General features: G+C 28.8%; 11 protein-coding genes. All 11 read right to left on the bottom strand.

Translation table 11 applies throughout. The features are described from left to right. Position 1: 1 nt before the first annotated feature. Positions 2 to 988 (bottom strand): UDP-glucuronic acid decarboxylase family protein, encoded by a 987-nt coding sequence (locus tag KO494_RS00810; RefSeq protein WP_215965684.1) that lies wholly within the window; start codon positions 986 to 988, stop codon positions 2 to 4. Between the two features lie 13 nt (positions 989 to 1,001). Beyond that, a complete protein-coding gene (locus tag KO494_RS00805) occupies positions 1,002 to 2,399 on the bottom strand; it encodes a UDP-glucose 6-dehydrogenase (protein ID WP_215965683.1) in 1,398 nt (465 codons plus the stop codon). Positions 2,400 to 2,550: 151 nt separating this feature from the next. Further along, positions 2,551 to 3,651 carry a DUF1972 domain-containing protein gene (locus tag KO494_RS00800; protein ID WP_215965682.1) on the bottom strand — a complete coding sequence of 367 codons (1,101 nt, stop codon included), beginning with the start codon at positions 3,649 to 3,651 and terminating at the stop codon, positions 2,551 to 2,553. After that, positions 3,626 to 4,906 (bottom strand): hypothetical protein, encoded by a 1,281-nt coding sequence (locus KO494_RS00795; protein WP_215965681.1) that lies wholly within the window; start codon positions 4,904 to 4,906, stop codon positions 3,626 to 3,628. Before KO494_RS00795 ends, KO494_RS00800 begins: the two co-directional genes overlap by 26 nt. Beyond that, positions 4,906 to 6,075 (bottom strand): hypothetical protein, encoded by a 1,170-nt coding sequence (locus tag KO494_RS00790; protein ID WP_215965680.1) that lies wholly within the window; start codon positions 6,073 to 6,075, stop codon positions 4,906 to 4,908. Before KO494_RS00790 ends, KO494_RS00795 begins: the two co-directional genes overlap by 1 nt. After that, a complete protein-coding gene (locus KO494_RS00785; RefSeq protein ID WP_215965679.1) occupies positions 6,072 to 7,274 on the bottom strand; it encodes a hypothetical protein in 1,203 nt (400 codons plus the stop codon). Before KO494_RS00785 ends, KO494_RS00790 begins: the two co-directional genes overlap by 4 nt. After that, positions 7,258 to 8,247 (bottom strand): glycosyltransferase, encoded by a 990-nt coding sequence (locus KO494_RS00780; protein ID WP_215965678.1) that lies wholly within the window; start codon positions 8,245 to 8,247, stop codon positions 7,258 to 7,260. Before KO494_RS00780 ends, KO494_RS00785 begins: the two co-directional genes overlap by 17 nt. Next, complete coding sequence (locus KO494_RS00775; protein WP_215965677.1) at positions 8,229 to 9,113, bottom strand: sulfotransferase; 885 nt, start codon at positions 9,111 to 9,113, stop codon at positions 8,229 to 8,231. Before KO494_RS00775 ends, KO494_RS00780 begins: the two co-directional genes overlap by 19 nt. Positions 9,114 to 9,176: 63 nt before the next feature. Then, positions 9,177 to 10,490 (bottom strand): flippase, encoded by a 1,314-nt coding sequence (locus tag KO494_RS00770; protein ID WP_215965676.1) that lies wholly within the window; start codon positions 10,488 to 10,490, stop codon positions 9,177 to 9,179. Positions 10,491 to 10,532: 42 nt separating this feature from the next. After that, positions 10,533 to 11,093: a hypothetical protein gene (locus KO494_RS00765; RefSeq protein ID WP_215965675.1), complete on the bottom strand. Its 561-nt coding sequence runs from the start codon at positions 11,091 to 11,093 to the stop codon at positions 10,533 to 10,535. Positions 11,094 to 11,111: 18 nt separating this feature from the next. Next, positions 11,112 to 12,365: a sulfate adenylyltransferase subunit 1 gene (locus KO494_RS00760; RefSeq protein WP_215965674.1), complete on the bottom strand. Its 1,254-nt coding sequence runs from the start codon at positions 12,363 to 12,365 to the stop codon at positions 11,112 to 11,114. Positions 12,366 to 12,367: the final 2 nt, after the last annotated feature.

Below are 12,367 nucleotides of genomic sequence, written 5' to 3'. Positions count from 1 at the left end.
TTTATTTTTTTATATGTTTAGAAAAATCTTTATGCTCACTTTTATACAAGTCTTCATCTGACAAAGACTTGAAGTAATTAAAAGTTTTAAGCATACCTTCTTCGCGTTCAACTTTAGGCTCCCAACCTAGCAACTTTTTTGCTAATGTTATATCTGGTTGTCTCTGTAACGGATCATCTACAGGTAATTCTTTATAAATTACTTTTTGATTGGTATTTGTAAGTTTAATTATCTCTTCTGCAAAATCACCTATAGTAATTTCGTTTGGATTTCCAATATTTACAGGGTTTGCATAATCACTAAACATTAATTTAAAAATACCATCTACCTGATCATCTACATAGCAAAAGGATCTGGTTTGTTTACCATCACCAAATACCGTTAAATCTTCTCCTCGAAGCGCTTGTCCCATAAATGCAGGAATAACTCTACCATCATTTAATCGCATTCTTGGACCATAGGTATTAAATATACGCACAATACGAGTTTCTAGACCATGAAACCTATGGTATGCCATGGTTATAGATTCTTGAAAACGTTTTGCTTCATCATACACACCTCTAGGTCCTATGGTATTTACATTACCATAATAATCTTCGGTTTGCGGATGCACTAGTGGGTCTCCATAAACTTCGGATGTAGATGCTATTAATAGCCTTGCATTTTTAGCCTTGGCCAATCCTAACAAGTTATGCGTACCTAAAGAACCTACTTTTAAGGTTTGTATTGGTATTTTTAAATAGTCTATAGGGCTTGCTGGCGAGGCAAAATGCAAAATATAATGTAAGTCTCCTTCAATTTTAATAAACTCGGTTACATCGTGTTCTATAAACTGAAAATTTGGGTTATTAGCGAGATGACTAATATTTTTTTTGTCGCCAGTAATAAAGTTATCCATACCTATAACATAAAAACCTTCATGAATAAATTTATCGCATAAATGTGACCCTAAAAATCCTGCTGCTCCTGTTATAAGTACTTTTTTCATTATTTAATATTCTTTATTGACCAGTTCCTATTTTATAATAAACAAAACCGATGTTTTCTAAAACTTCTTTATCTAAAATGCCTCTTCCATCAAAAACAAAAGCTGGTTTTTGCATATTATTAAAAATTTGCTTCCAATCATAGGTTTTAAATTCATCCCATTCTGTTAAAACTGCAATAGCATGTGCGTTTTCACAGGTTTTGTAAGGGTTGTTTTCAACTTTTAAAAGGCTTCTATTTTCTTCGTTTGATCTTGTATTTAAATATTCTAAATCGGCATAAATACGTTCTTCAACCACTTTAGGATCAAAAACAGTTATTTGGGCTTGCTCATTTAGTAAATTATCAGCAACTTTAATAGCTGCCGACTCTCTAGTGTCATTAGTATCTTTTTTAAATGCCCATCCTAAAAACGCAATTTTTTTACCAGATACAGTATTGTAGAGTGTACTTACAATATTGTCTGAAAAACGTTGTTTTTGGTGTTCATTCATTAGTATTACTTGCTCCCAGTAATCTGCCACTTCGTTTAAGCCATAGCTTTTAGCAATATAAACAAGGTTTAAAATATCTTTTTGAAAACAAGAACCTCCAAACCCAACAGATGATTTTAAGAATTTAGCTCCAATTCTGCTATCCATACCAATAGCTTTAGAAACTTCATTTACGTCTGCTCCTGTTTTTTCACAGATTTCAGACATGGCATTGATAGAGGAAACACGTTGTGCTAAAAAGGCATTTGCTGTAAGTTTAGATAACTCTGAAGACCACACATTAGTTCTTAAAATTCTTTCTTGAGGTACCCAGTGGGCATATACATCTGCAAGGGCTTCAATTGCTTTTAAACCTTCAGGACTTGTATCACCACCAATAAGCACTCTATCTGGACTTAAAAGATCTTCTACAGCTGTACCTTCTGCTAAAAATTCTGGATTGGATAAAATTTGAAAAGCAACATCATTACCTGTATTGTCTAAAATATCTTTTATTGCAGAAGCTGTACGCACAGGAAGTGTAGATTTTTCAACAATAATCTTATCTTGTTTAGCAACTCTTGCAATTTGGCGAGCGCATAACTCGATATATTTTAAATCTGCAGCCATACCTTTACCTTTTCCATAAGTTTTGGTTGGTGTATTTACAGAAATAAATATCATTTCAGCCTCGTCAATAGCTTTATCTACTTCGGTTGAAAAGAATAAGTTTCTTCCTCTTGCTTCTTTAACAATAGCATCTAAACCTGGTTCAAAAACAGGAAGGTTATCTAAATTTTTGTCATTCCATGCTGCTATTCTAGCTTCGTTAATATCTACAACAGTTACGTTGATGTTAGGGCATTGCTTTGCAATTACAGCCATAGTTGGGCCTCCAACATATCCAGCTCCAATACAACAGATGTTTTTTATTTTCATTTATACTTCTTTTATTATTATTATAAAAATAATACTATTTAAAATTATAGCTATTGCGTTATTAAACATTAATTGTTTCAAAATAAAGAAATTATTATGTTATTCAACAATAAACTTTTATTATTTATTAGTGAAAGTATTATCCTTTTTTTTATTTGTTTTCTTTTAATGCTTTTAACAATAGTTTTAAATATTCATTATTAATTTTATTCCAATTAAAGGTATCTTCTATTTTTTTAAAATTGTTAATGATTTTATCTTGATAATCTTTTTTATTTATTGTGTTGATAAATTTAGCGACTTCTTCTTTATTTGAAAAATAGAAAGCATCATCATTTAAAATTGCTTTATTAAAGACATTATCATTAGCAATGATTAATGTGGTTGATGCCATGGCTTCTAATAAAGAAGGATTTGTTCCTCCAACAGAATGTCCATGAAAATATAAATTAGAAAAATGTCTAAGGTTATTTAAATGTTCTAAATTGTAAACCCCTCCAATAAAGCGTATGTTTTTATGGTCTATATATTTTTTCTTTAAGTATTCACCAAATTCATTTGCATCATGTTTACCTATTACTAAAAACGTATCCTTATTATCAGCAAGGCTCGCACCATCTAAAATAGCTTCTAGATTGTTTTCTGGTTCAAACCTAGCAATTAACATGTTGTATTGATAGGGGGTTACGTTGTAGGTTTCTAAAACAGTACTATCTTCATTTGTAAAGTTATCAGCTCCATAAGCAATGTAAGTTGAATCTTTATTATAGGTGTTTTTAATATATTCTTGTATTCCTATAGAATCTGAAATTAAATAATCACTGCTTTTAATGGCAAGTTTTTCAGCATATTTAAGAAAGGCTTGTACAGGTTTAGAATATTTACTTCTTTTCCATTCTAAACCATCCATATTGGTGATTATAATTGGTTTTTTAGGTAAAAATCTATGCCAAACGGAATTACTTGTGTAACCGAGTTGCAGTATAATATCAAAATCTTTTTTTCTTGCATCTCTTATACAGTTTAAATCATATAAAAACTGCCCTGCAGTACCTATTACATTTTCAGGATCTTGACAATGAATAATTTTCACTCCTTTAAACGTACTTTCTTGATAAGGGTGTGTATGTGAGTTATACACATATACGTCGTGCTTATTATCAGCTAAAAATACCGAAAAGAATTCTGCAAATTGCTCAAAGCCTCCGTGATGATTTGGAACCCCTCTAGTTCCTATTATTGCTATCTTCAAAATTTAAATAGTTTTGTAAAAAAAGTGTGTTAAAAAAATAAAAAAATACAATCCCTTTGCTCCTAACTAGGTTCACTTCAAAAAGAAAACCAAAACATACAAGGATAAGGAAAAAAATATATAAAATGTCTTTGTGTTGAATTGCTACATAAAAACTAAAAAATAAATAACTTAAAAAAAAGATCAACACAAAAACACCATACGTTACTAGCATGTGTGTGTATTGATTGTGTAAATTAAAATCTTCAAACCAATTAGGGCCTAAGTTATAGGAAAAAAAATAATAGTTTAAATAATCTTTAGTATCTCCTTGCTTGTAACCTAATAGTAATTTACCATCTTTTACTAAATGATAAATACCAATACTACTTAAAACATATCTTAACTCTAAATCACTAATCTCTGTTTTTTCTTGATATGTAAATATTTTTTTATTACTAAAATCATTAGTAGGTTTAAAGTTTGCTATTTCTGGACTAAAACGTAATCCATCTGTAAATCTTTCTTTTATAAAGTTAATATTAAATACAGCTATAGATACTATTGCTAGTATTGAAAAATATGCAATTCTTTTTTTTAATTGCTTTATTTTTAAGGCAAAATAAAACAGGTAAAATACTCCATTTACAAATAAAATAGCTTTAGAAACACAAAGGATTAGCCCTAAAAGAAGGAGTATTATAAAACAGATCTTTACAACTTCGTTTTTTTTAAAAAACCACTTTGTTTTTGTGTGAATAATAAAAAACAACGCAATAGAAATGTTTAAAGAGTAATAAATAGGATGGTAATCATATAACAGTGTGAAATTATGAAATATTAAATCTCCTATTTCTTTATGTTGGGCAATTTTTATAACATTATGAATAAGTAATACACTAACACTTAGCACTGTTGCATACGTAAACCATATTAGTATTTTAGTGATTTTGGTTTTGGTTATTTTGTTATTTACTAAAATAAAAACCAGTAAAATCAATAAAATTTCTAAGTTTAAGCGCTTTAAGCCTTGCATATATTTATTACTTAAAAAACTACTTATTACTACAATTAGAAAGAATGCTATTGGAAAAATAGCACTAAAAGATTTTAGTTTTTTAAGATTCTCTTTTCTAAAAAAGAATACCGTATATACAGAAGCTATAATAATTGCAAGATTACCAATATTAATCTTAAAAGGTATTGTTGCAGCAATTAAACATAACAAAACTGTTGCTACATCGTACTTAGAAATGATATTTTTAATAAAATCCACTAATTAAGCAGTTTTTTTAAATCTTCTACTTTTGTACTCCAAGAATGTATATTTAAGTCTATTAAATTCTTAGCATTTTGTTGGTTCATAATTTCAGTTGAAAATTCTTTGGCGTTGTGGATTATATACAAATGTTCTTTTAACTCTTCTAAGCCATTAGAATCTGTACCAATAACTTTTTTTGTAGTTGCTAAATACTCATAAACTTTAATAGAGTTTGCTCCAGATTTTTTTTCTTCATCTACCACATAAGGGACCGTACAAATATCAAAGTTTTTTACATAATTTGGATAGATTTCATAGTGCTTATCTCCTAAATAATAAAAATTATCTAATTTTAAAATACTATTAAACACCTGTTTATCTAAAATTTGCCCAACAAAAACAAAGGAAGCATTTTTAGTTTGCTTCATAGTTTTATTTAACAAATCAACATCCAAAAGGTGAGTTATTTTTCCTCCAAAACCAACAATTGGCTTCGGGATATTTTTCATATCCTCAGGAATTTCTGCATCTGTATCTTTAGCAAATCTAGAAACGTCTACACCATTTTTAATTAGTACGAGTTCTTTGGGTTGATAGGCATTTGAAAAATCTCTAATATTATCATTAGAATTTGTAATCCAAAAATCACAAATCTTGGCATATTCTTTATAAGCAGAAAAGATTTCTTCTTTAATTTTTGAATACACGTTAAATTTTGCAAAATTATCCCAAGCATCAAAAACAGATTTTTTAGGTTTTAAAGATTTAGATAATTTACTAGCAAAGATATTTTGATTAAGTAAAAAGTAATCGTCATGAATACCAAGTTTACTTAAAGACTCGTTAATAAAGTTAATATATTTTGGGTTTTCATATTGTGAAATAAACCATTTATAACCGTTAAATACTTGACCCAAAATATCATTGGAAACAAAATCTATGACATAAAAATTCTTACTTACTTCATAAAGTTTAAAGTTTGACTTTGAATGAATGACTTTCCCTTTGATTAAGTTAGGCTTTCTTTTAAGTAAGATTTCTACTAATGTTGTAGGCCTATTAATAACCACTTTTACATCGGCACTATTTTCATTTAAATGTTCAATAAAATGCGCATCTCTAGTTCTAAAACCTTCTAGGATAATTTTTCTCCAATCGTGAAAAGGTGCTATAAGTATATTCATTCTTGTCTAATCTTTTTATTATTCTGTAATAAACTAGTTAGGGTTATCATTATTGCTAAATCTGAAAAAATCGTTGTCATAAAAGCATAAATAAGCACAACACCAAATAGAATAAATTTCACACTTCTATCTAATTTAAAACTATTTACAAGCAAATATAAAAGTAATATTAATAGAACGAGCCCTATAATACCCAAATCTGCATAAACCCATATTAATTGCGAAAAATGTTCTGTTTTTGTAAACTCTCCTTTTAATACATTAAAATAAGAGTATGGTCCTTCTCCTACTACTCTTAGTGGTAGCATGGTTGCATACGTAATAACAACTTGAGGACGCTTAGCAATGCCTCTATTATAGTTTGAAAAGGATTTTTTAGAATTGTATTCTTGATGAAAAAAGTAAATTTCCCTTTCAAAAGCTTTTATTTTTTTAGCTTGAGAAAACACTAAAGGCGTTAAAAAAAGAATGACTAAAACACCAAATGTTTTTATTTTTTTAGGAAATGATTTATATATTAAATATCCATAAAACAAAATAAGCAAGAGTTTAGTAATATTTGATTCTGCTATTAATATGGTTAAAGAAAGGTAGAAAACAACTAGTTTAGGCATTTTGGTAATGCTATTATTTGTGTTGTTTTCAAAAATGTTAAAGATATTTAACAATAAAAAGAAACCTAAAGCGTGATCGGCTTTTAAGAAAAAGGTCCCGAACATAAAGTCAAAAGAAGCAATAGCTTGGCTACTATTATTAAACTGTACAAGGAAATCATATCCAAAGTTCTGTATTAAAATAGCAGGTAATTGTAAACAAGCTATAAATAAATAGATTTTACTAATTGTTCTAGTTGAAATATATCTTTCTTTTTGATTTATTTTAAAAAACAAATAGCTTCCCAGAGGTACAAATACAAAAATTAAATAAATAATTGTTTTTAAAACTTTTGTTTGATTTACAATAGAACTGAGAATAATGAGTAGAAAAAAAAGGAAGAAAAGTAGTACTATTTTATCTACAAAAACCTTTTTTTTAACTACAACATAAATAGTGTAAAATATAAAGAAAAGCCCAATTATACCATAAGACAAAACAGTATTGGGTACACCTATAAAAAACTGAGTAAAACCTCCTATTAAAAAACAAAAAGCTATAATTAATAAAAAAACACCTAAGTATAACTTATTTAATTTTATCATTTATTTTAAAGTGTTTACTAGAAGATAGTATCGCTCTTAATATTATAGGGAACTTCCAGAAGTGAGTCGGGTTAAAAATCATTGCCAAAAATAAGATAAAAATATAACTTAAGGTATTTATTGAATATATCAACTTACTAGTCACAAAGTTTTTCTCAAAAAACACATTGTTACGCACAGAGTAATAAATTGCATTTTTGGAATTGGTTGAAAAATATCTTGTATGCAGAATTTTTTTAGGTTTTTTTAAATGAAATGAGGTTTCTAAATCCTCTAATTCACTATCTAAAACTAAAATTATTTTACCATCATTTTTTGTTATTCTATAAGAGAATTCATGATCATCTGCATATAGAAAAAAGTGTTCGTTAGGAAGCCCTATTTTACGAATAGTATCCTTATGAAAAAACATACCACCGTAAGGTGCTACTGCAACTACACCAGAATCTACATTTTCCGGTTTATTTACTTTAGGCTTCTTCAGTTTATCTACAATATTAAATCCTAAAAAAGAATTTTCAGTACCTAGCATTAAATAGGGATTATGCTGCGAAATAGCATCCTTGTAAATCTTTCGTTGTGGTCTGTAGGACAATAATGAAAGCGGCTTGGTAGTATCGTCATTAAAACCATTCCATGACTTTAAAAGTACTTCTAGCGCTTTGTCTTTAGGAAGGTTATCATCATCTAATAGCCATATAAAATCAATGTCTTCTTCTAAAACTCTTAATATCCCTTCTTTAAAGCCTTTGGCTGAACCGGAATTATAGCCTAAATCATGAACTATAAGTTTTGTTTTATTTGCTTCTTGCAATTCGTTTAAACGAACGCTACTTTCTTGATCAACACCATTAGAAACCACAACAATTTTTGCGACATTAGGATGTTTAACAGCCGACGCTATTAGTTTTGAAAAATAAGTATCTCTGTTACCATAAGTAACTGTAACTATTCCTACCCGTTCTTGTACCATGAAGATAAATCTAGATTTATTAAACTTTCTAAAGCTTTTATATCTTCTAAAAACACAGACTTAATAAGCTTTTCTTTAAGATCTTCATTTGTATTATATGTTATCTTTTTTCTATTTAGATGATCTATTTTACTAATAATATTTTTTCTAATTTGCGGAGATGCAATAATTTTCTTTCCTATTTTTCTAATAATATTAGGCTTGTTTACAAAGTCTCTAATCATTTTACTTTTAGGAGTTGAAGCCACATTGCTTTGAATGCTTAAATCGTAGTTAAAAGACTCTAAGCCTAGAAAATCATTTACCTTATTTATAGTTTCTTGTTTCTTGGCAATGAAATCGTCTTCAAAACGAATAAATAAAAAATTAGATGGGTTAAAAAGCTTAAAATAGGTATTAATTTGCTTAGTGTACAAGCTTCTTGTTTTATAGCTAAAATACAACTCACCAAAATTATCTTTGGTACGTGATGCTTCTTTATCTATAGCCTCTTCAAATTCTAAATCTTCAAAACCTCTTCGTTTACTCATCAAATATTGAGAAAAGGCTCTGTCGTAGGGATTTCTTAAAATAACAATGAATTTTAAATCGGCCCCAAAATGTTTAAGAATTCTTTCTGGTGCTTTTTCTGAACATAGATATTCTGGATCAATTTCACCAATTATCTTTTTCTCGTTTAAATCATCATTAAACATTTTAAAATACTCCTCTAAATTTCCTGAGTACAAGTCGTCATGAGAGAAAAAATGAGTTTCCTTATTTAATGGCAAACCTATATTTGGATTTTGCAATAAGATATCATGTAGCGAGGTTGTCCCCGACTTTTGAGCTCCTAAGCAAAAAAAAGAAATTTTATTAGTATTCATAAGGAATCAATATTTAATTTTATAATTAGATTTAATTTGTAATGTATTAAAAAAGAATAACAATTACTTCTTCTTGTTTTTAATAAAAAGGAATGGATTAAAATAAGTTACTATGCCCAATTTTTGTTTAACAAAAACAGCAGAACTAAGATTAAGTACAATAATACTAGAAGCAGTAGCTATGGCTGCTCCAATAATTCCGTATAACGGAATTAAAAGAAAATTAAGGGTTATATTTAATATGCCGCTGTATATTGTAAAGTTTCTTAGTTTTTTATGATTTCCTGTCATATTCATTACTTGCCCAGAACTACCAGATATTGCATTAATTAATTGAGACATCATAACGATTATTAAAGCAAGGCCTCCTACAATGAATTCTTCTCCAAAAACAGATAGAACAAGTTTATTAGCAACCATAATTACAATTACCAATGGTACTGTAATTATAAAAATTAGTCTGGTTGATTTTGTTATTAATTGTTTCATCTCCTCTAATTGAGAATTACCATAGAACTCTGATATTTTAGGTGCTAAAACAAGATTAATGGATGTTATAGCTATAATTGCTATTCTTGCTATTCTAATAACCACATTATATACTCCTACGTCTGTTTTATCATTATAATAACCTAACATTAAAGTATCTGTCCACCCCATTATAAAAATAAAAGAACTGGTAGCTAGCATTGGAAAAGAATAATGCATTAGTTGCTTTGCAGAATACTTTTTTAGTTTTGAATTATCTGCTTTTTTTATCCAGAAAACACTCAAAACAAAAGCGATACCAACTCCTAAAGCATAAGCACTAATTATAATAGTATCTTCTATAACATTAAAATAATAAAAAGCTACAAGCACAATAATAGATGCCGCAAAAAAAGGGATAATATGAGATAAAAAACCAAATCTGACAATCTCTTTTTTACCTCTTAAGGTTTCAAAATTTAATCGTAATAAAATTAAAGGTGTTAATGCTATTGCAGAAATAACAAAATACCTTTTAAGTGTTTCATCTTTATAAAAATCTGATAAAAATGTAGAAAGTGAATATAATATTAAGCTTCCTACAGCAGCTGAAAGTATTAATAACTTTATAGAGGTTCTTCTAAAATGAAATTTACTATTTATACTTTGATCAGAAACTATTTTTATAGTAGCATCTGGTATACCTAGCGCAAAGACTAATGCAAAAACATTTAATACTGTAAATGCAATAGAAAAACGCCCATAAGATTCTGCCCCAAAAGATCTTGAAACGATAACAATAAAGGCATAGCTTAACACTAAGCCTAGTATTTTTAAAACAAAAGAGAATATTGTTTTCTTAGCAAATTCTCCTTTAAAGATGTCTTTAATTTTTTGAAACAAGTCCACTTTTCATTTTTTTCCAGAGCAACAAATCCTCCATACTGTTTATTACCTAGCTTCTAATTCTAGTTTCTTCTTAAAAACTGGTTTTGAATTAAAATAAGGGTCATACTTTCCATCTACCATTTTACGTTCGATTACACCTGTTTCTTTGGTGTAATTTACATATTCGTTAGGTACGAAAAAAGAAAGAAATTCTTGTGAATTTAATTGCAGTTCAAAATCTTCGTAAGACATTTTAACCGTATTAAAAACTATATTTTCTGTACTGTTTTTTGTACCAAAATCAAATCTTAAACTCGTAGGAAAGATTTCTTTTGGAAGCAATAATTCTATATTTTGAGATTTCGTATCTCCTGTAACTTTTTTGGTTACTTTCGTTTTATAACTATATGCTTGGTTATCATAATCTAAATAAAAAACTTCTATTTCGTCATCATTAGGCACCACGATATCTAAATTAATTTTAAACACCGATTCTTCTTTAGGTGCTTCCATAACTGGGTCTGTTGTTGTTACTTCGGTTTTTGCTTTCTTTTCCTTTTCACCACAACTGAATAAGCTAATACTTAAACAAATAGTTACTAATAAAACAATTCTTTTCATCATTTTTAATTCTGTATTATATTAAACAATCATTCCTGCTGCAACCGTTTCGTTGGTAGCATCATCTACAAGAATAACACTTCCTGTTGTTCTATTTTCTCTGTACGTATCTACCATTAATGGTTTAGTTGTACGTATTTTTACTTTACAAATATCATTCATGTTCATTTCTTTATCGTCATTAATACGATCTAGAGTATTGATATTGTATTTGTAAATCACTTCTTTAATCATTGCTTTTTGATCGTTTGAGGTGTGTTTTATTGTGTATTTAGTTCTTGGTTTTGCAGGTGTATTATTTAACCAACATAACATCACTTCAATATCTTGTACTGCTTCTGGTTTGTTATTAGAACGTACAATCATATCACCACGACTAATATCAATATCATCTTCTAGTGTTATAGAAACAGACATTGGTGCATACGCTTCTTCTAACTCTTTATCTAAAGTATCAATCGTTTTAATTTTAGAGGTAAATCCTGAAGGCATTATTGTTACTTCATCTCCTTTTCTAAAAACACCACTTGCTACACGTCCAGCATAGCCTCTGTAATCAATAAAGCCTTCGCTTTGCGGTCTTAGTACGGTTTGTACAGGAAAACGTGCATCGACTTTATTAATATCGCTACTAATGTGCATGGTCTCTAAAGTATGTAACATTGGAGCTCCTTGAAACCAAGGCATGTTTTCAGATTTATGAACTACATTATCCCCTAATAAAGCACTCATTGGAATAAAACGAACATCTGTCACTAACATTTTTGAAGAAATGTCTTCAAATTCTTTAACAATATTATTATAAACTTCTTCAGAAAAATCTACTAAATCCATTTTGTTTATACAAACAATAATGTGTGGTATTTGTAATAAAGAAGCAATAAAAGCATGTCTTTTAGTTTGTTCAATTACACCATGTCTAGCATCTATTAAAATAGTTGCAACGTTTGCTGTAGATGCTCCTGTAACCATATTACGCGTATATTGAATATGCCCAGGGGTATCTGCTATAATAAACTTACGTTTAGGTGTTGTAAAGTACCTGTAAGCAACATCTATGGTAATACCTTGTTCACGCTCATCACGTAAACCATCTGTAAATAAAGCTAGATCCACACCTTCGTGGCCTTTCTTTTTACTGGTATTTGTAATCGCTTCTAATTGGTCTTCAAATATAGATTTGGAATCGTATAATAAACGACCAATTAAGGTGCTTTTTCCATCATCTACACTTCCTGCTGTTGTAAAACGTAATAATTGATTATTGTCTAACATGC

The sequence above is a fragment of the Lacinutrix sp. C3R15 genome (assembly GCF_018860825.1).
Lineage (GTDB): Bacteria > Bacteroidota > Bacteroidia > Flavobacteriales > Flavobacteriaceae > Oceanihabitans.
The sequence above is the reverse complement of the archived record's forward strand: the minus strand, read 5'-3'. Positions and strand labels throughout refer to the sequence as shown.